Origin of the sequence: Thiomicrospira microaerophila (genome assembly GCF_023278225.1) — a bacterium.
Classification (GTDB): domain Bacteria; phylum Pseudomonadota; class Gammaproteobacteria; order Thiomicrospirales; family Thiomicrospiraceae; genus Thiomicrospira; species Thiomicrospira microaerophila_A.
In genome coordinates this window covers 1,202,117-1,226,626 of sequence record NZ_CP070959.1, presented here as the reverse complement: position 1 = coordinate 1,226,626, position 24,510 = coordinate 1,202,117, and the positions used below count along the sequence as shown (strand labels likewise).

General features: G+C 45.2%; 27 protein-coding genes. 24 read left to right on the top strand and 3 right to left on the bottom strand.

Annotated features, from left to right (window positions below):
* Positions 1-10: 10 nt before the first annotated feature.
* From JX580_RS05980 to JX580_RS05945, 8 genes are all read left to right on the top strand, one after another.
* Positions 11-268 (top strand): type II toxin-antitoxin system Phd/YefM family antitoxin, encoded by a 258-nt coding sequence (locus JX580_RS05980; protein ID WP_248849635.1) that lies wholly within the window; start codon positions 11-13, stop codon positions 266-268.
* Entirely contained in the window at positions 259-513 is a 255-nt protein-coding gene (locus JX580_RS05975) for a Txe/YoeB family addiction module toxin (RefSeq protein WP_248849630.1), read from the top strand. Before JX580_RS05980 ends, JX580_RS05975 begins: the two co-directional genes overlap by 10 nt.
* 65 nt (positions 514-578) lie before the next feature.
* Positions 579-845 carry a DUF1778 domain-containing protein gene (locus JX580_RS05970; protein ID WP_248849628.1) on the top strand — a complete coding sequence of 89 codons (267 nt, stop codon included), beginning with the start codon at positions 579-581 and terminating at the stop codon, positions 843-845.
* Entirely contained in the window at positions 833-1,318 is a 486-nt protein-coding gene (locus JX580_RS05965) for a GNAT family N-acetyltransferase (protein ID WP_248849625.1), read from the top strand. Before JX580_RS05970 ends, JX580_RS05965 begins: the two co-directional genes overlap by 13 nt.
* Positions 1,319-1,458: 140 nt before the next feature.
* Positions 1,459-1,683: a type II toxin-antitoxin system RelB family antitoxin gene (relB, locus tag JX580_RS05960; protein WP_248849623.1), complete on the top strand. Its 225-nt coding sequence runs from the start codon at positions 1,459-1,461 to the stop codon at positions 1,681-1,683.
* The gene (locus JX580_RS05955) at positions 1,667-1,933 is read left to right on the top strand and encodes a type II toxin-antitoxin system RelE family toxin (protein ID WP_248849620.1); all 267 of its coding nucleotides are present in this window, start codon (positions 1,667-1,669) and stop codon (positions 1,931-1,933) included. Before relB ends, JX580_RS05955 begins: the two co-directional genes overlap by 17 nt.
* 6 nt (positions 1,934-1,939) lie before the next feature.
* Positions 1,940-5,875 carry an ATP-dependent RNA helicase HrpA gene (gene hrpA, locus JX580_RS05950; protein ID WP_248851868.1) on the top strand — a complete coding sequence of 1,312 codons (3,936 nt, stop codon included), beginning with the start codon at positions 1,940-1,942 and terminating at the stop codon, positions 5,873-5,875.
* Between the two features lie 33 nt (positions 5,876-5,908).
* Positions 5,909-6,367 carry a c-type cytochrome gene (locus tag JX580_RS05945; RefSeq protein ID WP_248851867.1) on the top strand — a complete coding sequence of 153 codons (459 nt, stop codon included), beginning with the start codon at positions 5,909-5,911 and terminating at the stop codon, positions 6,365-6,367.
* On the opposite strand, the gene JX580_RS05940 is transcribed toward JX580_RS05945, so the two are convergent.
* On the bottom strand, positions 6,368-7,273 hold the full coding sequence (locus JX580_RS05940) for a 1-aminocyclopropane-1-carboxylate deaminase/D-cysteine desulfhydrase (RefSeq protein WP_248851866.1): 906 nt from the start codon (positions 7,271-7,273) through the stop codon (positions 6,368-6,370). It lies immediately after the preceding gene.
* Positions 7,274-7,330: 57 nt separating this feature from the next.
* Here JX580_RS05940 and JX580_RS05935 point away from each other — a divergent pair, with 57 nt between their 5' ends.
* From JX580_RS05935 to JX580_RS05870, 14 genes are all read left to right on the top strand, one after another.
* Complete coding sequence (locus tag JX580_RS05935; protein ID WP_248851865.1) at positions 7,331-9,715, top strand: Lon protease family protein; 2,385 nt, start codon at positions 7,331-7,333, stop codon at positions 9,713-9,715.
* A gap of 78 nt (positions 9,716-9,793) precedes the next feature.
* Positions 9,794-10,411 (top strand): L-threonylcarbamoyladenylate synthase, encoded by a 618-nt coding sequence (locus JX580_RS05930; protein WP_248851863.1) that lies wholly within the window; start codon positions 9,794-9,796, stop codon positions 10,409-10,411.
* Complete coding sequence (locus JX580_RS05925; RefSeq protein WP_248851862.1) at positions 10,408-11,073, top strand: site-2 protease family protein; 666 nt, start codon at positions 10,408-10,410, stop codon at positions 11,071-11,073. Before JX580_RS05930 ends, JX580_RS05925 begins: the two co-directional genes overlap by 4 nt.
* On the top strand, positions 11,074-11,865 hold the full coding sequence (locus tag JX580_RS05920; RefSeq protein ID WP_248851861.1) for a segregation and condensation protein A: 792 nt from the start codon (positions 11,074-11,076) through the stop codon (positions 11,863-11,865).
* Positions 11,865-12,470: an SMC-Scp complex subunit ScpB gene (gene scpB / locus JX580_RS05915; protein ID WP_248851860.1), complete on the top strand. Its 606-nt coding sequence runs from the start codon at positions 11,865-11,867 to the stop codon at positions 12,468-12,470. The genes JX580_RS05920 and scpB overlap by 1 nt, the downstream gene beginning before the upstream one ends.
* Before the next feature lie 34 nt (positions 12,471-12,504).
* Positions 12,505-13,353: a 23S rRNA pseudouridine(2605) synthase RluB gene (rluB, locus tag JX580_RS05910; RefSeq protein WP_248851859.1), complete on the top strand. Its 849-nt coding sequence runs from the start codon at positions 12,505-12,507 to the stop codon at positions 13,351-13,353.
* Between the two features lie 63 nt (positions 13,354-13,416).
* A complete protein-coding gene (locus JX580_RS05905; protein ID WP_248851858.1) occupies positions 13,417-14,157 on the top strand; it encodes a hypothetical protein in 741 nt (246 codons plus the stop codon).
* Positions 14,154-15,041 carry a prenyltransferase gene (locus tag JX580_RS05900; protein WP_248851857.1) on the top strand — a complete coding sequence of 296 codons (888 nt, stop codon included), beginning with the start codon at positions 14,154-14,156 and terminating at the stop codon, positions 15,039-15,041. The genes JX580_RS05905 and JX580_RS05900 overlap by 4 nt, the downstream gene beginning before the upstream one ends.
* 62 nt (positions 15,042-15,103) lie before the next feature.
* Entirely contained in the window at positions 15,104-16,555 is a 1,452-nt protein-coding gene (gene dnaB, locus JX580_RS05895; RefSeq protein ID WP_248851856.1) for a replicative DNA helicase, read from the top strand.
* A gap of 2 nt (positions 16,556-16,557) precedes the next feature.
* Entirely contained in the window at positions 16,558-17,643 is a 1,086-nt protein-coding gene (gene alr, locus JX580_RS05890) for an alanine racemase (protein ID WP_248851855.1), read from the top strand.
* Entirely contained in the window at positions 17,640-18,245 is a 606-nt protein-coding gene (locus JX580_RS05885; RefSeq protein WP_248851854.1) for an NUDIX domain-containing protein, read from the top strand. The genes alr and JX580_RS05885 overlap by 4 nt, the downstream gene beginning before the upstream one ends.
* Positions 18,245-18,628, top strand: a complete 384-nt coding sequence (locus JX580_RS05880) for a hypothetical protein (RefSeq protein ID WP_248851853.1) — start codon at positions 18,245-18,247, stop codon at positions 18,626-18,628. Before JX580_RS05885 ends, JX580_RS05880 begins: the two co-directional genes overlap by 1 nt.
* A 7-nt stretch (positions 18,629-18,635) precedes the next feature.
* Positions 18,636-19,994, top strand: coding sequence for an MATE family efflux transporter (locus JX580_RS05875; RefSeq protein ID WP_248851852.1), 1,359 nt, complete (start codon positions 18,636-18,638; stop codon positions 19,992-19,994).
* A complete protein-coding gene (locus JX580_RS05870; RefSeq protein ID WP_248851851.1) occupies positions 19,975-20,391 on the top strand; it encodes a YchJ family protein in 417 nt (138 codons plus the stop codon). Before JX580_RS05875 ends, JX580_RS05870 begins: the two co-directional genes overlap by 20 nt.
* A gap of 63 nt (positions 20,392-20,454) precedes the next feature.
* Here the strand turns inward: JX580_RS05870 and JX580_RS05865 are convergent, their stop codons facing one another.
* Positions 20,455-20,736 carry a hypothetical protein gene (locus tag JX580_RS05865; RefSeq protein WP_248851850.1) on the bottom strand — a complete coding sequence of 94 codons (282 nt, stop codon included), beginning with the start codon at positions 20,734-20,736 and terminating at the stop codon, positions 20,455-20,457.
* Positions 20,737-20,871: 135 nt separating this feature from the next.
* Here JX580_RS05865 and ycaO point away from each other — a divergent pair, with 135 nt between their 5' ends.
* Positions 20,872-22,587, top strand: coding sequence for a 30S ribosomal protein S12 methylthiotransferase accessory factor YcaO (ycaO, locus tag JX580_RS05860; protein WP_248851849.1), 1,716 nt, complete (start codon positions 20,872-20,874; stop codon positions 22,585-22,587).
* Positions 22,588-22,643: 56 nt separating this feature from the next.
* On the opposite strand, the gene JX580_RS05855 is transcribed toward ycaO, so the two are convergent.
* Positions 22,644-23,372 (bottom strand): DUF481 domain-containing protein, encoded by a 729-nt coding sequence (locus JX580_RS05855; protein ID WP_248851848.1) that lies wholly within the window; start codon positions 23,370-23,372, stop codon positions 22,644-22,646.
* A 142-nt stretch (positions 23,373-23,514) separates the two neighbouring features.
* Between JX580_RS05855 and JX580_RS05850 the strand changes: the two genes are divergently transcribed.
* Positions 23,515-24,474: an acetyl-CoA carboxylase carboxyltransferase subunit alpha gene (locus JX580_RS05850; RefSeq protein WP_248851847.1), complete on the top strand. Its 960-nt coding sequence runs from the start codon at positions 23,515-23,517 to the stop codon at positions 24,472-24,474.
* Positions 24,475-24,510: the final 36 nt, after the last annotated feature.

Below are 24,510 nucleotides of genomic sequence, written 5' to 3'. Positions count from 1 at the left end.
ATTGATAACCATGCAAGCTGTTACCTATTCTTGGGCGCGCAACCATTTAGCAGAAAGTATTAACCAGGTGTGTGATAACCATGAAGCGATGGTGATCACCAAAAAAAATGATCGTGCAGCGGTTTTGATGTCACTTGAGGACTATCAAGCGCTAGAAGAAACCGCTTACTTGCTGCGTAGCCCGAAAAATGCCAAGCGTTTAATGGATTCGATTCACGAACTTGAAAATGGACAGGGTCAAGCGCGGACATTGGTTGAATGCGATTAATATTTTCAGAGCATGCTTGGTCTGATTATCTATATTGGCAAACGCAAGACAAAAAGACCCTTAAGAAAATCAATGATCTGATTCATGAAATTCAACGAACGCCTTTTGAAGGGCGAGGTAAACCAGAACCGCTTAAACATGCATTAAGCGGTTATTGGTCGCGCCGTATTAACCAAGAGCACCGCATTGTTTACAAGCTGGTGGAGAATGATCTTCTCATTGCTCAACTTCGCCATCATTACTAAGAATAATTTTGACAGTGTGTATCTATTGGATATACGGTAGGGTGTGTGTAGCATAGGAGAGAAGAATGTTAGCAAAAGCCCCAATTAATATGCGCGTGTTACCAGAGCAAAAAGCACTGATTTCAAAAGCAGCAGAAATACTGAGTATGGATAGAACAACGTTCATTCTGAATGTGGCGTGCCGTGAAGCTGAAAATGTGTTGCTAGATCAGCGTTTATTTCTGCTCAATCAGAATGATTACAATGCGTTTGAAACCGCGTTAATGGCGACGCCAAAACCCAATGCGCTACTGAAGAAGCTGTTGTCGGAACCATCGCCTTGGCAAGCCTAATTTCCGCACCGGCGGTGTTAAGTGACCAACATGATTTAGGCTCATTTTGTTGTGGGCATGACAGGTTGGATTATTGGTTAAAAAGGGAAGCCATGCGCAACCAAAAAAATCATGGTAGTAAAACCTTTGTGATTACTTGCGCGGATCAAGTCGTTGGTTATTATGCCTTGGCCGCTGGAAGTGTGGAGCGCCAAGAGGTCAGCAAAACCAACGCTCGAAATATGCCGGATACTATTCCGGTGATTATGCTGGGGCGGTTGGCGATGGATAAAACGATGCAAGGAAAAGCACTGCTAAAGGACGCGTTATTTCGAAGCCTGAATGTCGCGAATGAAATTGCCGTTAAAGCCGCTTTGGTGCATGCCATTTATGATCAAGCGTGTAGGTTTTATCAAAATTTCGGCTTTAAACCATTACCCGGCACTGAGCGAACCCTCATGCTCCCCATCAGCCATATCCAAGCCGCGCTTTAGGTTGATTTCATAGGTTTTGCGCCTTTAGATTGGTTAATATAGATGTGTTCGCCCTGTTACCACTGGTATAGAGGGGTAGATCAATATAAGTGTGTTATACTTGTTTTATATGTATAACACGCGTTTGGGAGGTGTTTAAAATGTTAGCCGTGCGCTTGGATGCTGAAATGGAGCAGGAGTTAGATAGGTTGGCGAGAGAGACAGGACGTACTAAAACGTTTTATGTCAAAGAAGCTTTAGCACACTATTTAGCCGATATTAAAGATTATTATGATGCTCAAGATGTGCTTAACAATGTTAAGCTTGGAAAAGAAAAAGTTCATAGTTCAGCCGATGTGAGAAATACGCTTGGCCTGGACAATTGAATATACTGACACAAGCCTTAAGTCACTTAAAAAGATTGATAAAACTTGGCAAAAACGCATCCTCGACTATTTAGATAATACCGTCGCAGTGCGAGATAATCCACGCGATTATGGCAAGCCATTAGTTGGCCATTTAAGTGGTTTGTGGCGTTATCGTGTGGGTAATTATCGAGTTATCTGTCAAATCCAAGATCAAGATTTAATTATCTTAACCACCCAGATTAGCCATCGAAAAGATCTGTATCAATAAGTAGCCATGTCCTCATTTCCTAAAAACCCAGCTGAACTTTTCCCGTTGATAACACAAGCGCAAAGTCGTGATCAGTTTCGATTAAAACGCGATTTAAAGCGCCTAAACCTCAGTGCAGACACCGAGCAAGACAAGCAGGCCTGGTTGCGTTGGTGTGAAAGATTGCAGCAATCGTTGGATAAGGTGCAAGCACGCAAAGCCTTGGTGCCGACCATCCATTATGATGCCGCTTTACCGGTAGTGGGGCGGCGTGATGAGTTATTGGATTTGATTAAAAACCATCAAGTGGTGGTGATTGCCGGGGAAACCGGTTCGGGCAAAACCACCCAGATTCCGAAGCTGTGTTTAGAAGCCGGGCGCGGTGTGATGGGGCGCATTGGTTGTACGCAACCGCGACGTTTGGCGGCGCGCAGTGTGGCGGAACGTTTGGCAGAAGAACTCGGTTCGAGCTTGGGTGAGTTGGTCGGTTATCAAGTCCGTTTTCATGATCAGGTACACGAAACCAGTTTAATCAAAGTGATGACCGACGGGATTTTATTGGCGGAAATTCAAAACGACCGTTTTCTCAGTCAATACGATACGATTATTATCGACGAGGCGCACGAGCGCAGTGTCAATATTGATTTTCTGCTTGGCATACTTAAACAGCTGCTGCCCAAACGCCCGGATTTAAAGGTGATTATCACCTCGGCGACCATTGATACCGCACGCTTTGCCGAGCATTTCAAACAACCCGGTCGGGTGGTGCCGATTGTCGAGGTGTCTGGGCGCACCTATCCGGTAGAAGTGCGCTATCGCCCGCTGGGTCAGGTCGAAATGGACGACGGCACGGTGATTGAGCAGGATTTAACCGATGGCATTATCGAGGCGTTGGACGAATTGGCGACGCATGATCCGTTTGGCGATGTGCTGGTGTTTCAAATCGGCGAACGCGATATCAAAGAAACCGCCGAGGCACTACGCAAACAGAATTTAAAAAACACCGAAGTCATTCCGCTTTATGCCCGTTTGTCGATGAGCGAGCAAAACAAGGTGTTCCAAACCTCCAACAAGCGCCGAATTATTCTGTCCACCAACGTCGCCGAAACCTCCCTGACAGTGCCGGGCATTCGTTATGTAATTGATCCTGGCCTGGTGCGCATCAGCCGTTATAGTGTGCGCTCGAAAGTCCAGCGACTGCCGGTTGAAAAAATCTCGCAAGCCTCGGCCAATCAGCGTAAAGGGCGGTGTGGACGGGTCGCGGACGGTATTTGTATTCGCTTGTATTCCGAAGAAGATTTTAACGCGCGCCCTGAATTTACCGACCCGGAAATTCACCGCACCTCGTTATCGTCGGTGTTATTGAATATGGCGCAGCTTAAACTCGGCAAGGTGCAAAACTTTCCGTTTATTGAGCCGCCGGAAGAAAAAGCCGTCAATGACGGTTATCGCCAACTGATTGAAATTGGCGCGTTGGATAACAACAAACAACTGACCGCCGCCGGGCGTGATTTAGCGCGCTTACCGCTTGAACCGCGCATTGCCAAAATGGTATTGGAAGCGGAAAAAAACAACGTATTGGCCGAGGTGTTGATTATTGCCGCCGCCATCAGTATTCAAGACCCGCGAGACATTAATGAACAAACCATGCAGGCTGCGCGAACCAAGCACAAACAATGGGAAGACCCGCGCTCAGACTTTTTGTTTTTCCTCAATTTGTGGCGGTTTTATGAATACCAAGCGCGTCACCTCAGTCAAAACAAACTGCGCAAACTCTGTAAAACCAATTACCTGTCGTATTTACGTTTGCGCGAATGGCATGATTTATTTCACCAGCTTAAAGTCAGCTTAAAGTCGATTGGCTTAAAAGTCGGTGAACTGCATTTGTATGAAGAAGTCACTGAAAATGGCCAAACCCTTGAACGGCTGAGTGATTTGCATAGCATCAATCTGCATCGATCGCTACTAGCAGGCCTGCTTGGGCAGATTATGATGCGTGATGACGCGCAGGGCTATCTGGGTGCACGCGGTACCAAGCTGTTTATTCATCCCAGCTCGGTGTTGTTTAAACGCAAACCCAAATGGTTGATGTCGGCTGAAATGGTCGAAACCAGCAAGCTTTACGCGCGTACCAATGCCGAAATTGATGTGCGCTGGGTCGAAGATTGTGCGCCGCATCTTATAAAACGCAGTTATGCGGACCCGCACTGGCAGAAAAAAATCGGCCAGGTCGGGGCCTATGAATCGGTTACCCTCTATGGTTTGCCGATAGTCAGCCGTCGTGTTTGCAACTACGGGCCGATTAACCCAAAAGACGCGCGTGGTATTTTTATTCGTGCTTTGGCGCAACAAGAGGTGAACACCCGTGCCGTCTTTTACCAACACAATCTCAAGCTGATTGAAAATATTGAGCGCTACGAAAGTAAACTGCGTCGGCCGGATTTATTGGTGGACGAGCAGGTGTTGCAAGACTTTTACGCTGCACGGATTCCTGAGCATATATATAACAAACCGGCGTTAGAAAGTTGGATTAAAAAAGCCGATAAAAAGCAACAAGAGGCATTAAAACTGACTGAGTCTGATTTATTAAAACAGGATTTAGACCGTCAGTATGAGCGCGATTTTCCAGATCAAATTCAACTCAGCCAGCGCATCCCATTGCAACTGGATTACCGTTTTGAGCCAGGCAAACAACAAGATGGTGTGGTGTTTAAAATTCCATTAGCGGGTCTGAATTTGGTGAATGACAGCCAGTTTGAATGGCTTACGCCCGGGTTTATTAAAGAAAAAATTGTATTTTATATCAAGGCCTTGCCAAAACAACTTCGCAAACAATTTGTACCTGCGCCGGCGGTGGCCGATCAGGTCTCAAAACAAATCAGTGCCGAGCAAGGCGAGTTTACGCCGCAACTGATTCAAGCACTCAATCGCAGCGCACAGCACAAAATCGGTCTCGATGATTTTAACGCGGTCAGTTTGCCTGCCCACCTATTGCCCTGGTATCAACTGCTGGATGACAAAGGTAAACTGATTGCCGAAAGTGCCGATCTGGCCGAACTCAAACGACGTTATCATCATCTGGTTGAAGCGAAAATTCAGCAAAGTGGTGGCGAGCAAAAACAGGCGGTCACCGAATGGAATTTTGGTGATCTTAAAGACCACGAAACCATCAAGTCTCACGGCAAGCAATTACAAGCCTATCCAGGCCTGGTGATGGAGCAGGGGCAGGTGTTTTTAACCCGCAGCGGCGACGAACGTCAGGCAACAAAACACCATGGCTATGCGGTCTGGGCTTTGTTAAAAATGCAACTGCACGACAAGGTGAAATACCTGCAAAAACACCTTAATCTCAAGCAGGCCTGCTTGTGTTTTGCGCCCTATGGTTCCTGCGCCCATTTAACCGAGCAGATTATTGATAAAGCCTTGCGCCGTCTTGTGCCCGAACCGCAAGCCATACGTCAACACGCGCAGTTTGCAGCTGCTTTGGCTACCCTGAAAGCCGACTGGGTGGCCGATGCGCAAACCTTAGCAGGCCTGGTGACGGAGATTTTAACCGGCCATCAACAACTGGCCAAACAAGTGAAAGGCAAGGTGAATCCGCGTTGGTTGGCTTCGATGGACGATATTAAAACTCAGTTGGATGGTTTGGTGAATCTGAATTTTGTGCTGGAAACCCCGGATACCTGGCTCAAACAAATGCCGCGTTATTTAAAAGCCTTGCAATTGCGCCTGGAAAAACTGGATTTAGACCCGCAAAAAGACCAGCAAACTCAACGTCAATTGCAGAGTATATTGACAGATTACCAGCGGATTGCACAAGCTTATGGTAATCGCCCAACGCCTGAGTTGATTGAAATTCGCTGGCTTATTGAAGAGTTACGGATTTCACTGTTTGCCCAACCGATGAAAACCTTACAGCCTATTTCAATAGAACGGATACAAAAACGACTAAAAAGCTGTTAAAGTGACACTATAAAATTAAATAAGGACTAAAAAATGAAATTTCTAGTAACCGCATTAGCTCTTGGCTTGGGAATAGGTCTAGCAGGCTGTGGTGATAATCAAACTGAATCAAAAACCACGGTGGATACCCGTGAAGTGACTAAGCAGCCAGAACCTCAGGCACCGAGTTTGCAACAGCGAATTGAAGCTCCGGTCAGTTCGGCTATACAAGAAGCGCCCACACCGCCCAAAATTACTGAAGTTAAAATGCAACCTCAAGCTGCTTCAGGTCAGGCGCTTTATGCCAGTTGTGCTGGTTGTCATGGTATGCAAGGCGATGGTGGTGTTGGGCCCAAGTTAAAAGGTCAAAAAGAAGAAGACCTTATCAGCAAGATGATTTTATATCGCGCCGGAGAGCAGGTTGGCCCAATGACCGGCATGATGGCTCCGATGGTCAAAGATATGTCAGATGAAGACATTGAACGCGTGGTGAAGTTTATTCTGACTTTTTAGTTAGTCCGCACGCCCCTGAAGGCCGCCACTGTGATAAATCACAATGCGGCTTCCGGGTTCAAATGCCCCCGAAATTAGAAGTTGATGAAAGCCATATACCAATTTAGCGGTGTAAATTGGGTCGAGTTTTAAATCAAATCGCTTTTCGAAATCCCTCGCAAACTGTTGAATTTCATTGTTAGTTTTCCCATAGCCCCCGCCATTAAAATCGGTCAATAATCGCCAGTTGTCTTGATCTTTGCCGACCCAGTTAGTGATCTGTGGAATAAGGTATTCTGCATTTTTTAAACTCGCAATGCCCCAAACCTTTTGATCGGGTTTAGCATATCTTGCCAAGCCTGCCAGTGTTCCTCCAGTGCCAACCGCACAGAGCAGGTGAGTAAAATCAACTTGTGTTTTTAGTTCGGCGATAACGGATTCAAACCCCTCAATCGCAAGCGCATTGCTGCCACCCTCGGGCAAAATATAGGCTTCCGGAAAGCGTTCGGCCAAACTTGCTAGCCAAGCTAGATCCTGACGCAAGCGATAGGTTGCACGATCTACAAACTCAAACTGCATGCCACGTTTTGCTGCAGTTTTAAGGGTAGCAGACCAGGCCTGGTAATGACTTGCAAGTTCTTCGCCCCGAATAAAGCCAAGGCTAGTAAAAGCGTACGCCTGTGCAGCAGCGGCAACCGCTGCAATATGATTAGAGTAAGCACCGCCAAAGGTTAAAAGCTGTTTAAAACCTTGTTGTTGGGCAGCAGCGAGATTCAATTTTAATTTATGCCACTTATTGCCTTGAATTAACGGGTGATTGAGCTCATCGCGTTTAACCCAAAGTTCGACCCGATGTTCTGTTAAAAAATCGGCATTACATTTCTGTAACGGGGTGATGGCTTGAATTAGTCGTAAGGTTGCAGACATGGTTTGATACAATAGCGATCTTTTTTAATAAAACCTATTCTACTTGGATTGTGCGCAATGCGAAAACTTTCTAGCCAGCAGCTTTACCGTCATACTCAAATTGAACCTCAAGCGTTTGCTCAAAACACCACGACAATTGAAGATTTTATGCAGCGGTTTCACCCCCGCGCTTATCAATCGCTCAATTTTGGTTTGCATTTAAAGCGTAACCAAAATCACATATTTATTATGGGCGAGCCGGGGGTTGGCCGAATTGGTATGACTAAAGCCATGCTAAAAAACGCAGCGCAAAATAAACCCATGCCGGATGATGTGATATTAGTTTCCAATTTTAAAGAGTCGCCTAAAACCAAATATCTTTACTTCCCTGCAGGCAAGGGGTTTGAGTTTAGACAAGCGATTGAGCGTTTTATTACCCAGCTAAAAAACCAATTACCTGTAGTATTTGACGGTCATGCTTATCAACTTCGCTCGCAACAATTAGAGCGAAAGCTAGCCGCTGCGCAAGAAGAAATTCTGGAACCGGCGTTTGAATTAGCCAGAGCCTTGAGCATTGATGTACAGCAGACAGAAAATAACTTTGTTTTGCATGCCGTGGTCGAGGGTGAAAAGATGCGTTTATCTGAGCTTAAAGCCTTAGATGAAGACGTTCAGGCGCATTTTACCGATGCGTTAGATCAGGTTGAAGCCAAAATCAATGAGGCCTTGACGCGTTTTCCAACCATGCAACATGAATACCTAGAGGAGGGTAAGAAACTCAATACTCAGGTGGCATCGGAGCATATTGCACCGCTTATTCAAAGCTTGAAAAAAGAATTTGCGACTAACAGCGAAACCGAACAGTATTTGGATGATCTTGAGCAAGCCTTGCTCGCCAAGCTTCATTTGTTCTGGGACCAATCGGCTGATCAGGTGACGACCAGTTCAAATAATTCCAGCCAGCTCGAAGAAGCCGCACCTGAACAACAGGGTATCAGTCAGTTTAGTGTCAATCTACTGGTTGACCATCGGGATCTTGAACATGCCCCCGTTATCTACGAACAAAATGCGACCATGCCAAAGTTATTCGGTTATGCAATTAACAATGCCAGTTCATCAATGGGGGATACGCTAGGTTTGGCAATGAACCATCAAGCCGGTTTATTGCAGAAAGCAAATGGCGGTTACCTGATTTTAAATATTCAGTCATTGCTCAAGGACCCTGAAATTTGGTCAAGTCTTAAAGCCTCGCTGATGTCACGCCATTTAAGCTTTGAAATACCCTCATCCAATAGCGTGGTGCCCTATCATTTACCGGACTTTCCACTGAATCTGACTTTAGTCTTAGTCGGACAATCGGCACATTTTTATGCGCTGCATGAAATTGATGCGCAGTTTAGCCGATTATTTAAGGTGCAAGTTGAGTTTGAAGTAGAGTTGGCAAGAACGCCTGACCATGAATTGGCCTTAGCCCAGCAGTTAGCCAGCGAGATCGAATCTTGGGAGGATTTACCGGTTGAGTTATCGGCTTTTGAACGCTTAATAGAATACGCCTCACGCATGGCTGAAGACGAAAACAGACTCTACACCAATAAGGCGATTTTGCGCGATGTGTTGGCGGAAGCCACCGCTTTTGCTCGTGCTAATAGCCAAGAAAAAGTAAGCCGAGAAACGATTGAAGCCACCATTGCGCAGCGAGACTTCCATACCGGTTTGATGGAAGAATACTTCCATCGAGCGATTATCGAACAACAGGTATTAATTTCATTACAAGGCCATCATACCGGTATGGTGAACGGCTTAACTGTAATGACCGTTGGTCGTCAATCTTTTGGTCAACCGGTTAGAATTACCGCGCAAGCGTCTGCAGGTGACGAAGGTATTGTTGATATCGAACGTGAAATCGAAATGGCGGGGCCAATTCACTCTAAAGGTATGCTGATTCTATCAGGCTATGTGCGCGGGCGTTATATGCGCTATCGTTCTTTAGGCTTTAGTGCTTCGATCGTGATTGAGCAAACCTATGACGGTATCGAAGGCGACAGTGCTTCATCCGCAGAATTATTTGCACTGTTATCCGCGATTGCGCAGGTGCCTATGCGTCAAGATTTAGCAGTAACCGGTTCAGTCAATCAGTTTGGCGAGATCCAACCGGTTGGGGGGATTAATGAAAAAATTGAAGGTTTTTATAAAATTTGTTCAGCGCGAGGTTTAACAGGCCATCAAGGTGTGGTAATTCCTGAAGCCAATACCCGTCATCTGATGCTTAACCAGGAAGTACGCGATGCGGTAGAAAAAGGTCATTTCCATATCTATGCGATTAGCCATGTAGACGAAGGCCTAGCGCTGTTTGGTGATATGCCGGTGGGTGAACCGAATGAAGAGGGTGAATTCCCTTCAGGAAGTTTTAATGCCAGAATTATGCAGGCTCTTGAGCGAATGAACGAAAAAGACCGAGATTAATACTGGGTTAGGTCTGCGCTATAATACAAAGATTGGCTATAATTTAAACAATTAAGATAACACGGAAAAACGCTATTAATGGATTGCTTATATATCAATGTTCACCCCGAAAACCCGCAAGAACGTCTGCTAAAGCAGGTTGTCGAAATTTTAAACAAGGGAGGGGTGATTGCTTATCCAACGGAGTCAGGCTACGCCTTGGGTTGTTTATTGGACAACAAAGAGGGTGCAGAGCGTATTCGTCAGTTGCGCCAGTTATCCGATAAACATGACTTTACTTTGATGTGTCCTGATCTTAGCCATTTGTCGCACTATGCTAAGGTTGGCAATGTGCAGTTTCGTTATTTAAAAGCCAGTTTACCCGGAGCCTATACCTTTTTATTGACCGCCAGCCGAGAAGTGCCCAGACGCTTGCAGAACCCGAAACGTAAAACGATTGGTTTGCGCGTAACGCCAAATAAAATTACACAAACCTTGTTAGGATTCTTCGATAAGCCCTTGATGTCAGTCAGTTTAATTCTTCCGGGTGAGGAGTTTCCGATGACGGATGGTTGGACAATTCAAGAAGAACTGGGCCATGCACTAGATGCGGTAGTTGATGGCGGCTTTTGTGGCTTTGAACCTACCACGGTGATTGATTTTACCGAAGATGTTCCGGTATTGGTGCGTCAAGGACAAGGGCCCTTTAATCCATGATGGCAATGAGTGAACTGACCCTAATTCAGCAGCTTTCTATTTGGGCGCTGCCGGTTATTTTTGCGATTACCTTGCATGAAGCAGCCCACGCTTGGTCTGCCGAAAAGTTAGGTGACAAAACTGCACGAATGCTAGGGCGAGTTACACTCAATCCAATCAAACATATCGACCCGATCGGAACGCTGTTGGTGCCAGGAATACTCTTGGCACTGGGAGGCTTTATTTTTGGCTGGGCAAAGGCCGTTCCTGTCACTCAGCGTAATTTAAAGCGTCCTAAAACCGATATGGCGTGGGTGGCTTTAGCTGGGCCTATGGCGAATCTATTAATGGCTATAGGCTGGGCGATAATCCTCAAGCTTGGTTTTGTGCTTGTTGCTAGTTCACCTGAAATCGGGCAGTTTATGATTTACTCCGGGATTGCAGGGGTGAGTATTAACCTAGTGTTAATGGTGTTAAACCTGCTCCCGATCCCACCGCTTGACGGCAGTCGCATTATCTCGGCGTTTATTTCAGATCGCTTGGCTTGGCAATACAATCGTTTAGAACCCTATGGGTTATTTATCCTGTTGGGTTTGTTGTTGCTTGGCATCTTGAGCCTGCTTATTTCAGGGCCTTATCAATTCCTTCAACAGTTGCTGTTTAAAATGGTGGGTGTGGTCTAAATGACCCAACCGCAACAGTTGTCGCTGCCGTTTGCTAAGGTGCAGGGTGAACTGATTATTGAGCCACCTAAAGGGCTTTACATTCCGCCTAATGCACTCAAGGTACTGCTTACCGATTTTGAAGGCCCATTGGATTTGCTGTCGTTTCTAATTCGTAAAAATAAATTCGATATTCGAGATATTCCAGTCTTTGAGATTGCGCTTCAATACCAGCAGTATATTGATTTGATGCAAAGGCTGGATATCGAGCTGGCCGGTGAATACCTTTTCATGGCCGCTTGGTTAACTGAAATTAAATCAAGAATGCTACTGCCAAAACCGCCGCAAGATGATGAACAAATCGAAGAGTCCGACGATCCTCGCGCGGAGTTAATGCAAAAACTTTTAGAATACGAAGCCTATCAACAAGGCGCTCACTGGTTAGACAGCCTTAAAATTGTAGGCCGTGATCTTTGGCCGGTTCAAATTGAAGTAGAACCACCGCCCGGTGTATCGCCAAGCATTTCAATCGATGCGCTTTTTATCGCCATGCAACAGGTTTTCGAGCGTGCTCAAATGAAAACGGCACACCAGGTATCAGAAGAGCCGATTGAAATTAGCGATAAAATCGAGTGGCTAATGCAGCATATTACCGATCAACCTAAATCGTTAATTGAGTTTTTGGTTTTGTCGGAGGGCAAGCCAGGCCTGGTGGTGACCTTTATAGCAATGTTGGAATTACTCCGCCAACAACGTATCGCGTTAGAGCAAGTCGATGCTTATCAACCTATTTTAATTACGCGAGCAGCCTAATGGCTTTTGAATCCTTGAATAAGACTCAGCAGCAAATTTATCCTATTGTTACAGGGCTACTGATGAGCGCATCCGAGCCTTTATCTGAGGCACGACTAATGGGCTTGCTGAAAAAGGACGCTCAGTATGCTGACCTTAAGCTTAAGGATATTAAACGAGTGCTGGATGAGTTCAGTGATTGCTTAAACCATTCCGGGGCAGCTTTGGTGGTGTCAAATGAGGGTTATCGGCTTGAGGTTGTTAAGGATATCCTACCCTGGGTATATCAACTGTTTGAACAAACCCCGCCAAAGTTGTCGCGCGCACTGCTTGAAACCCTTGCTATCATGGCTCATAAGCAACCGATTACACGAGCTGAAGTCGAGGCCGTGCGCGGCGTAGCGGTCAGCAGCCAAATTATGAATCAACTCAAACAACATGGCTGGGTTAAGTCGGCTGGCTCAAAACCGGTTCCGGGTCATCCAACACTGTGGGTTACAACTGATAAACTTCTGCAAGATCTTGGCTTAACAACTAAAGAAGCCCTCGTTGCTCAATTAGATAGCTTGGTAAATAGCTTTTTAACCGATAAACAAACTCAACACACACACGCCTCAATACACTAAAATAGTCGCTAATATTTCTTAAGAGCTTAAAACAATGATTCAAGGTGAAAAATTACAAAAAATGCTGGCACGCGGTGGTTTTGGCTCAAGGCGTGAAATTGAACGCATGATCGAGCAGGGGTTGGTGCAGCTCAATGGTCGCACGGCAAAACTGGGTGATCGTGCCTTAGAAACCGATAAAATTCAAGTACGCGGTCATAGCGTAAAAACCACGCGACTGGCGCAACAAGCCACCCAAGTACTTTATTATCACAAGCCCGATGGCTTAGTCTGTAGCCGTTCTGATGAGCAGGCTAGGGATACCGTCTTTTCTCAACTGCCTCCGATTCGCAATGGTCGCTGGATCACGATTGGACGATTAGATATTAATACCAGCGGTTTATTACTGGTAACCAATAACGGTGAGCTGGCTAACCGTATGATGCATCCTTCCTATGAGGTCGAACGTGAATATGCCGTTCGTATCTTTGGCGAAGTCACCGAAGAGATTTTGACCCAGTTACGCCAAGGCGTCATGTTGGAAGACGGTGAGGCCAAATTTAATTTTGTATCCCGCCTGCCCTCGGACGAAGATGCCCAAAACCAATGGTATCGGGTTATTTTAAAAGAAGGACGTTACCGTGAAGTACGTCGTCTTTGGGAGTCGCAAGGGGTGCAGGTCAGCCGTTTGATGCGGATACGTTATGGCGAATTTAGTTTGCCGGCTAATTTGCGTCGTGGTCAAACCCGTGAGTTTGATTGGAAAGAAGTCAACCGCTTGTTAAAGTCGGTCGATCTTCCGGCTGAAAACCGCCCTGATCATCGGCCGGTTACTGAAGCGAAAACGCCACGGCCAAAGACAAGGTTGGTGCCAAAATCAGGTCTTCAACGCCGGCGCCGTTAATCCATTAATATGTGTAAATTGCGGCTTTATTATGTTGGGTTAATCCTTGTGCTGATGGGGCCGATGTCTCATTTATCGGCTCATACATTAACGGCACAAGATATTCAGTGGATAGGGGAAAGAATCTACCAAAATGAAACCGGCGGTAAACCTGAGCACTTAACCTTTTGGAGTCCGGCAGAGGAGTTTCCATCATTAGGTCTTGGTCATTTTATTTGGTTGCCTTCAGGCTTGAATTTGCCTTTTAACGCCACTTTTCCTCAAATGGTGGCGTTTGTCTCTAAGACCCACCCAACACCCGACTGGATGAAACAACCTCATCCGCCCTGGCAAACTAAAACAGAGTTTGACCAGGCCTGGTCTTCAGCTGAAATGAACGAACTTCGTATTTGGCTCAAGGCCACTAAAGAGCAACAAACTCAATTTATTGTGCAACGCTTTCAGCAAGGCGCTTTAGGTTTAACCGAAAGGCTTGATCCTCAACAAGCTCAGGCGATTCAAGTTAAGATCAACCGACTGATGCAGAACCGTTATGGACAGTATGCCTTAATAGATTATGTTAACTTTAAGGGCTGGGGTACGGATGCCAATGAGCGTTATCAAGGCGAAGGTTGGGGGCTGCTACAGCTATTGCAAGCCATGCCTGATTCGGAAGAAATTCTTGACAATAAACAGTTGTTGCAAGCTTTCTCGCAGGCAGGTAAACAGGTGTTAGCCAGACGTATTGAGCTATCACCCGCAGCCAGAAACGAACAGCGCTGGATGCCGGGTTGGGCGCAACGTATGGATAGTTATCTGCCATGATTAAAGCGATTTTTTTAACGGCTAGGCCGCCTTTTTTATTGCTTACGCTTTCAGTTATCACGATGGCCGGTGCATTGGCCCACAAGGATAACGCGGAGTTTTCAATTGCACTCTTTACGCTGGTACTGCTTGGCGCGCTTGCTGCACATGCCAGTGTCAATATGCTCAATGAAGCGCATGATGCACGTTCTGGTTTGGATGAACTAACTCAACGCACACCTTTTAGTGGAGGCAGTGGCGCATTGCAAGACTATCCGGGGTTGATTAACCGCGTTGAAGCAATAGGGTTGGGTTTGCTCGGGTTTGTCATGACTCTGGGCTTGTATTTTATCTGGCTCACAGGATGGGGGCTGCTGCCGATTGGCCTAGTCGGTGTTGGCTTGGTTCTTGCCTATACCCCTAAAATAACCCGTTCTCCTTGGCTTTGTTTAATCACACCAGGCCTGGCATTTGGACCCTTAATGGTCATGGGGTCTTACTATGTACTCACCGGGTACTATAGCTGTATTGCGTTGGCACTCTCCTTGATTCCATTCTTCCTAGTTAATAATTTATTATTGCTTAACCAATACCCAGATTTAGCGGCTGATCGACAAGTCGGGCGGCGCAACCTAGTTATTGCTTATGGTGAAAAAACCGGTGTTCGCGTATTTAACCTGTTTTTAATAACCAGCTTTGTAGGTCTAGTTGCTCTGGCGCTCACAGACTGTATTCCATTATGGAGCCTTTTAGGACTGTTGATGCTGGTGCTCGCTATTCCATTAATGATCAAACTTATAACATCACCTCATCCTTTTAGACCGTCATCAACTGACTTGGCTTCGAACGTTATCATCAATTTAGCGACCCCCGCGTTGATAGCGCTAGGTTTGTTAATCGCTTGAATTAACCTATTGGCAAGCTGAATCGTTTATAATCCATGCTATAAACTATCTAGAAGTCTGTCATGCAAGTAAATACAAAAAACGCGACATCCACAAGTTCTACACCTTTCAAGGTTCCGCCTCATTCGATTGACTCTGAACAATCGGTGCTAGGGGGATTAATGCTATCCAATGCCTCGTTCGAAGATGTATCGGTGGTTGTCAATCAATTTGATTTTTATACCCAACAGCATCAAGCGATTTTTTCCGCAATGGTAGAGCTCAACCGTGCTAATAAGCCCTTTGATTTGGTTACAGTTGTTGAGTGGTTAGAAGCAACGCAGCAGATTGAACTCGCTGGCGGTAAGACTTATTTGGCGGAGTTAGTCGCAAATACACCGGGTGCTGGTAACATTATGTTCTACACCCAAATTGTGCGCGAAAAATCGATTCTGCGAAAACTGATCGAAGCCTCGAACGAAGTGGCAGAAAGCTGCTTCTTTACCAAAGGCAAAGACGTGCGTGAAATCTTAGATTTTGCTGAATCTAAGATTATGGCGATTGCAGAACATGGTGAAGGCAAACAGCGACAATACAAAACCATGGATGAGTTACTGGCTTCAGCGATCAACCGTATTGATGAGTTGTTTAATTCTGATGGTTCGATAACCGGTATTGCTACTCACCTCAATGAATTTGATGAAATGACCTCCGGTTTGCAACGCGGCGACCTACTGATTGTAGCTGGCAGACCCTCAATGGGTAAAACTACTTTTTCGATGAATATTGCTGAAAACGTGGCGACTAAAAGTGGACAGCCGGTTGCGGTTTTTAGTATGGAAATGCCCGGAGAGCAATTGGCGATGAGGATGATCAGCTCCCTGGGGCGCATAGATGCGCACCGAATGCGAACCGGTAAGTTATTGCCCGAAGACTGGGCTAAGATGAACAAGTCTATTTCCCTGTTATCCAGTGCCGATATTTATATCGACGATACCCCAGCATTAATGATTACAGAATTGCGCGCGCGTGCAAGACGGATCGACAAGGATATCCGTGAAAAGCAACGACGTAAAGCGATTGAAGAGGGGGTTGAAGACCCGGATTCAAAAGTGACTGGTTTGGGCTTAGTCGTGATTGACTATCTTCAGTTAATGCGTGGCTCGCAAAACACCGATAACCGAGTGAATGAAATTTCTGAAATATCGCGTGGCCTCAAAGCCCTAGCCAAAGAATTAAACATTCCTTTGATTGCCTTGTCGCAGTTAAACCGAAGCCTTGAACAACGTCCTGATAAACGGCCTAAAATGTCAGACCTGCGTGAATCCGGTGCGATAGAGCAGGATGCCGACTTAATTATTTTTATTTATCGTGATGAGGTTTATCATCCGGATAGTGACGACAAGGGCACGGCGGAAATTATAATCGGCAAACACCGTAACGGTTCGATTGGTACAATACGTCTGACATTTATTGGTCAATATACCCGTTTTGAAAACTATATTTCCATGTCACCTGAAGATATGCATTACTAACTATGTCACGACCTATTTGTGCTCAAATTAACCTTGCGGCCTTGCGCCACAACCTAACCCAAGTAAGAGCCTTAACGCCTAAGGCTCGAATCTTTGCGGTCATTAAAGCCAATGGCTATGGACATGGCATTCTACGAGTAGCTAAACAACTTGCCTCTGCGGATGGCTTTGCAGTGGCTTCTTTGGATGAGGCCTTAATCCTCAGACAAAATGGCTTTTTACACCGTATCCTATTGCTAGAAGGGGTGTTTCAAGCCGACGAACTCAGGTTGGTTGAGCAGCACCGCTTAGACCTGGTATTGCATTCCCCCTATCAAGTCGACTGGCTGTTAGCTCATCAACCCAAAATGCCTTTAAAAATCTGGTTTAAATTGGACACCGGCATGCATCGTTTAGGATTTGATTTGGTTAGTTTTTATCAGTCTATGCTCAAGCTAAGCCATGCACTGCCACATCTTAAACTTCATTTAATGTCGCATTTTGCCAGTGTTACCGAATCGGAAAGCTTTACCCAGCAACAGCTTGCGATGTTTAACCAGGCCTGCGAAGACTATGCCTTGCCTAAAAGTCTAGCCAACTCGGCAGCGATTCAATTGCTTCCGCAAACCCATTTTGAATGGGTTCGCCCTGGCATTATGCTCTATGGTGCCGGTCTTATTCCAAACCTTAGAGCAAGATTTAAACCCGTGCTCACCTTTAAAACAAAGTTGATTAGCTTAAAGTGGATTGATGCAGGTGAAACGGTGGGCTATGGCCAAACCTGGACCGCAAGCAGAAAGAGCTTAATTGGGGTAGCGGCCGCGGGTTATGGCGACGGCTATCCACGTCACGCCCCAAGTGGCACCCCGGTGCTGGTTAATGGTCAAAGGGTGACGACAGTAGGGCGGGTTTCAATGGATATGATCACGCTAGATTTAACCGATTGCGCTGATTGGGTTGCGATTGGCGATAAGGTCACCCTCTGGGGAGAAGGGCTTGCGGTTGATGAAGTTGCAGAAAAAGCGGGAACGATTGGTTATGAACTGCTTTGCGGTATTACTCAGCGTGTGCCGATTGAAGAGATCGAGAATGAGGCGCAAAACCCATGAAAGATAAAAAGCTCGTTATTCATGCTAAGCATCGCGGTTATGATGGTTTTTTCAAAATTAATTTGATCGAATTCCAACATAGCCTATATCAAGGCGGCCTGAGTCCCAAAATTACGCGAGAACTCTTTGGCCGAGGACAAGCTGTGGTGGTATTACTTTATGACCTAGCAGCACAACAAATAGTTTTGGTAGAGCAATGTCGTGCCGGTGCATTGCAACACGCATTAGATGCCAATGACCCAAACCAGGCCTGGTTAATTGAGCCGGTCGCCGGCATGATTGATGATGGCGAAACCCCGCTTGAAACCTGCCAGCGAGAAACACGGGAAGAAGCGGGGATTGAAGTCAGTCAGTTTGAATATATTAATCAATTCTATCCCAGTCCCGGTGGCAGTGATGAAATCCTGCATCTCTATGCTGCAGAGATTGACTCTAGCCGAATTGGCCAATGGAGTGGTTTGGCTGAAGAGGTGGAGGACATACGTCTGGTTAAAATTCCGTTTGATCAAGCAAAACAACAGTTGTTAAACGGAGAATATCATGTCGCCAGTACTTTGATTGCTTTACAATGGCTGTTTTTTCAAAAACTACAGGCCAGCTAATGTCACAGCAAAACCCCCAAAGAGAACCCTTGCTTGAACTCTTTCGCTACGGGCAACTGCCCAAGTGGGCGCACCGTGGCTTGCTATTAGCCAGTTTAACGGCTGCTAGCTATTGGCTCTACTTCTCAATTGTAAAAATGGAACTTTTGCCCAGATTACTCGCAGGTGAAACGCTTATTCTTGACGCGATTGTAGGATTTCCATTGGTGTTAGCACTGGCGATTGTGGTTTATGCCGTCGTTTATTGGGCAACCAAGATTGTGTTTATTATCCTTAGTCCTCACTGGTTAACCTTGCCTCCGGATCACCATGATCCAGAGTTGACAACATTTGACCCGGCTGAAACTAACCCCGCTGATTCAGAGCACAAACAAGATAAATAAATCAACTATGCAGCTGAATCCATACAAGCAAGAAGCCTATCAACTCATTCGAATCGCCTTGCCGATTTTTACCGCTCAACTGGCATTAACTAGCCTGGGAGTTGTGGATACCATTATGTCTGGTTGGGTTGGGGTGAATGATTTGGCAGCGATTGGATTAGGCACCAGCATTCTACTGCCGGTCTTTATCTTCGCAACCGGCATACTGTTGGCGATGACTCCGATTACCGCTCGCTATTTAGGACAAAAAAAACCAGAAAAAATAGCTTACAGCTTAACGCAAGGAGTCTGGTTAGCCATCCCTATTGGGCTAATCAGTATGCTGGTTTTAATGGTGCCACAACCCTTATTGAATCTATTACAGCTCAGTCCACAAGTCTATCAACTAACCGTGGACTATCTGTTTTATGCTGCCTTGGGTTTGCCCGGAGTGGCGCTTTACCAAGTCTATCGGTTTTTTTGGGAAGGCCTAGGCATTACCTTGCCAACCCTAGCTCTTAGCCTAGGCGCACTGTTTTTAAATATACCGTTAAATGCATTGTTTATCTATGGCTACGGCCCAATCGAAGGCATGGGTGCCGTGGGCTGTGGGGTCGCAACCGCGATTGTAATGTGGAGCATGTTAGTTGGTGGCTGGCTCTATGTTAGATACGCCAAAAAAACCCAAATTTATCGCAGTCATCAATGGATTAAACCCAGTTGGGCACTGGGTTTTAAGCCTATTTTGCTATTAGGCTTGCCCATGGCTTTTGCGTTGTTATTTGAAGTAGGGATGTTCAGTTTTATTGTATTGTTTATTGCGCCTCTGGGCACCAGTGTTATTGGCGCGCATCAAATTGCGATGAGCTTTACCTCTCTGCTGTTTATGTTGCCGCTCAGTCTAGCGATGGCGATGACGGTGAGAGTTGGCCTAGGATTTGGCCAAGGGGAACGCTCTGCGGTAAAAACCAGCATTATCGTTGGCGTTGGTTTCGCACTGATCTTTGGTATTCTGTTGTCACTATTTACCTTCAACTTTAGAAACTCGATTGTCAGTCTGTACACCAGCCACAGTGAAGTTTTTCATATTGCAGCCATCCTATTTATTTTTGCGGCATCCTATCAGGTTTTTGATGCCATTCAGGTCGCGATGGCAGGAGCTTTGCGCGGATTGCACGATACTCAGGTTACCATGTGGGTCACGCTTTTTAGTTATTGGGGCGTCGGACTGGGCGGAGGTTATTTATTAGCTTTTGCAAATCCCTGGGGTGAACCGCTTGGCGTCTATGGTTTTTGGCTTGGCATCATTGCGGGTCTGGCCTTGGCTGCGCTGTTGCTAGTACTGCGTTTACGTTGGATGATGAAACATGTCGAATTTAAACAATAAACCCTGTCCTTGCGGAAGTGAGCTCAGTTATAAAGCCTGCTGCCGGCCCTTACATATCAAAAAAAACAAAGCCATTACGGCCGAGGTACTGATGCGGTCGCGTTTTTCTGCTTACTTTTTGGCAAAACAAAAACCGGAGTTATCAGGTTATATTTTAAGTACTTGGTGTCAGCATACCAGGCCTGCTCAAATGGATTTATCCGATCAACCTGATTGGATAAGGCTTGAAATCCATGCAACACATCAGGGCTTAGAGCAAGATCAGCAGGGTTGGCTTGAATTTACGGCATATTACCGTCAAGGATTGCTTGGACCAGAATTAGCACACAGAGAAAAAAGCCGGTTTAACAAAAATACAAAAGGGCAATGGTGTTACCAAGATGGAGTAGAGCCATAAACTCTGTTAGGAGTTTGACGAAAAAGTTGAAAATCTAGGTCGTCAAACTCATAATAAGACAACTTATTTCACTTTGTAGTACTTATCATTAAGGTACGCAGCAACATCTAAAACTTCATCTTCAAACCAGCCGGTATTCAGGTTAACATTACAAAAGTTGACCGCAGCCACCAACTTTTCAAAGGTATTGGTTTTTTGTGGATTATATGGCTGTGCAGCGTGACATTGAAGGCAGTTGGCTTCGTGATGTAAAGCTTTTCCTGCTTCAGGATCTCCACTGGCAAAAGCACCGGATGAAAATGAAAGGGTAGCGGTTGTAGCAATAACAGCGAAAACTTTTTTCATGACACTCTCCCAAGCTTATGTAAAAAACGCACCTTCATTTTAACCATAAAGATCAAATAAAAAACTAAAACTTATTTATTACCCAATCAATTTTTGTTGGGTGATGACAATCTAAAAAAACTAAAGGAAGAAAAAATGAGTGAAGTCACTTTTATCAAGGGCAAAGACCAAAGCCTAGAGAACTCGATAGCGTTCATGCAACAGACACTTAAACAACAAAGTTTTGAAATTAACGAAGTTAACTGGTTGAATCCGGTAGAAAACATCTACTCGCTCCACATTCATGATCGCGTTTGTCCGGGTTTATTTACTAACGGCAAGGGAGCGAGCCGAAAAGCTACCTTAGCCAGTGCTTTAGGTGAGTTCTTAGAAAGACTTTCAACCCATTATTTTTTTTCAGATTATTACCTAGAACCTGCGTTAGAAAACAAGCAGGCCTGGTTATATTATCCCAATGAAAAAGCTTTTGAACAGCAAGATTACAAGCAATGCTTAAACCCGGCTCTATGGTCAATCTATGATCCGCACCAAGAAATTCAGGCGGAACATCTGCTTAGCTTTAATGATAATAGTGACATGATTAGAGCATTGGAAATGCGTCATGCGGCGAATGATGAAGTGATTTATGTTCCGATGAATTTGCTTAGTAATCTCTATGCCAGCAATGGCCTATCAGCAGGTAATAGCCGTTTTGAAGCAGCGGTTCAAGGCTTGTCAGAGATTTTTGAGCGTTGGGTAAAGAATAAAATTTTAAAAGAAAATCTATGTTTGCCTGAAGTGCCCGCTGAAATTATTGCCGGTTTTCCTTCTATTGCACGTTCTTTGCAAGATTTACGTGATCAAGGACTAGAGGTATCGGTGCGCGATGCCTCGCTGGGTGGTCAATTTCCGGTCATGAACGTCACACTGTTTGATCCCAAGCAAGGACGCTGTTTCGCCTCCTTTGGCGCCCATCCCTTATTTGAAGTCGCATTAGAACGAACCTTAACTGAGTCTTTACAGGGGCGTCATCTAGGCTTTTTAGATGGTTTCCAAGTTCCCAGTTTTGACCAGCAAGCCGTTGCCGAAGATGAAAACCTAGAAAATCATTTTATTGATTCTAGCGGTCTAATCAACGCGCGCTTTATTGCCAACCAAGCCGACTTTGAATTTGTGAACTGGAACTGGGATTTAACCACCGAAGCGCAATGGCATTGGCTGGTTAGCCTAGCTAAAAAACAAGGTTTTGATGTCTATATTGCGCATTACGACCAGTATGATTTCCATGCTTGTCGCATTATTGCTCCCGGCATGTCGGAAGTTTATCCAATGGATGAACTGCTGGTTAAAAACCAAAATGATGGACGCAAATTACGCCAAGCGCTAGATCAGTTTGCAACCGATCATAAGCCACATTCCGTGCTCGAACTGTTAGATGAAATTGGCTTTAGTGACCATCAAGGCATTGCCTCGTTAATTGGTTTGATGCCTGATCCGGGGTGTGGCTGGAATGACTTTAAAATCATTGACTTGCGTTTTTGGCTTGAAGTCTATGCTAAAGACTTTGATGCGGCCTATCAAAGTTTACAAGTCTGCAAAGCCTATGTTCACCCGGAAAAATCTATGGCGCAGGTTTACGAAGCCATGCAGTTTGCACTAGATATCGAACTCGACAGCTTGGACTTTAAAGCTTACGAACAGGGAATGAGCAGACTTTTTGGCCCGAAAACCCTTGAACAGGTGAGGGCGCATCTTTCAGGAGAAGTGATAGCTTGGGGCTTAACATTAGGTCCGCTTGCTTTTGAACAAAGTCAACGCCATCAAGCGTTATGGCAGGTCTATCAACGAGCGCGTGTTGCTAAACAACGATAAGCCCTAAGCCAACATACCCAGCTGAAAGGCTGGGTATGTTGGGTTATTGTTAAAAATTAAAAGTTATAAATCAAAGATATATTGGTTTCGCCATCGGTCTTTTTTAAACCGCTGCCTGGGTTTGAATTGTAACGATATTTATAGCCTAAACTGGCTGAAAGTTTACTATTCAATGCAGCCCTTAAGCGGGTATTGGTTTCAATTTTATCCTGCTCGCTACCGGTTACATATAAGGCATCCTGACCAAAGCTATAGGTTTCATTGAATTTATGGGCAAAATCCAACTTCAAACGGCCTGTCGTTTGGTCAAAATCATCCCCGTTATACAAATCTACGTCTTGATAACCGATACCGATCTCCCCTTTGAGCAGGCTAGCATCTGTCTTATAAAGCAAACGACCCAGACCCACCGAAATCGTGTTGTCTAACTTTAGATCAGTTGGCTTGTTTCGTTCATTACGCAAGTTGGCGAAGGTGTAGAAGTCACGATTAGCGTTTAAAAAATAATCATACTGCTGTTCTAAAAGGTAGCGATCTGAAATGGAATTTCCAGATTCCTTCTTATTTTCTACCTCAATCGTTGCTGTATAGTCACTTTTTTCAAAGCCATAACCCATTTTTAAGCGCGCACTTATCGTTTGGGTGTCAGTATTACCAGTCGTTTTATTGAAACCCGCTTCACCCGAACCTGTCCAACCGGAACCTTGCGCTAAAACACTATTCGGCGCGACCAGACTTAGGGCTGAAAGGCTAGCAACTGCCAGTAAATTTTTGTTAAATGCCATGGTTTAATGTCTCCTAATTGACTTTTAGAGCAAATGATTAAATGCTTATATTATCATAGGTCAGCTTTCTCAACCAAATTGAACGCAACCGGCTTAAATTTGGTAAAATACAAAAAATTATGACTCGAATTAGGGATGTCCAATGAAACTCGATTTTTTAGATTTTGAACAACCGATTGCTGAACTGGAAGCAAAGATTGATGAACTTCGCCATCTTGAAGGCAATCAAGACATGGATTTAATCCAAGAAATCAGCGCATTGGAGCAAAAAAGCCAAGCCCTTACCGAATCCATTTTCAAAAACTTAACAGACTGGCAAATTTCGCAACTTGCTCGCCATCCTCAACGTCCGTATATGTTGGACTATATTAAAGCGATATTTACCGAGTTTACCGAATTGCATGGAGATCGTGCTTTGGCAGACGATGCTGCAATTGTTGGCGGCCTTGCACGTATTGATGGTCATGCCGTTATGGTAATAGGGCAACAAAAAGGCCGCGACACCAAAGAAAAAATTCGTCGAAATTTTGGTATGCCGAGACCAGAAGGTTACCGCAAGGCGCTTCGCCTAATGAAAATGGCCGAGCGTTTTAACCTGCCGATTCTTACCTTCATTGATACCCCTGGCGCCTATCCTGGCATTGATGCAGAAGAGCGTGGTCAAAGTGAAGCGATTGCGCGTAACCTAATTGAAATGGCTGAACTTAAAACGCCCATTATTTGTACCGTGATCGGTGAGGGCGGTTCCGGCGGAGCCTTAGCAATAGGTGTGGGCGATGTAACCATGATGATGCAATACAGTACTTATTCGGTTATCTCCCCTGAAGGTTGCGCTTCAATTTTATGGAAAAGTGCAGCGAATGCTTCAGATGCCGCAGCAGCGCTTGGCGTAACCGCACCAAGATTAAAATCTTTGGGTTTAATTGATGAGATTATTAATGAACCTCTTGGCGGCGCGCATCGTGCTCACCAGCAAGCAGCCGATAATTTAAAACAGGCCTTGATCGCCCAACTAAATCACTTCAGTACTTTTGAACTGGATCAACTCGTGAGCCGTCGCTATGACCGTTATATGGCCTATGGAAATTTTGAACATGCATAATAGTTCTAATAGAGCACAGGTTTGTGCTCTTTTTGT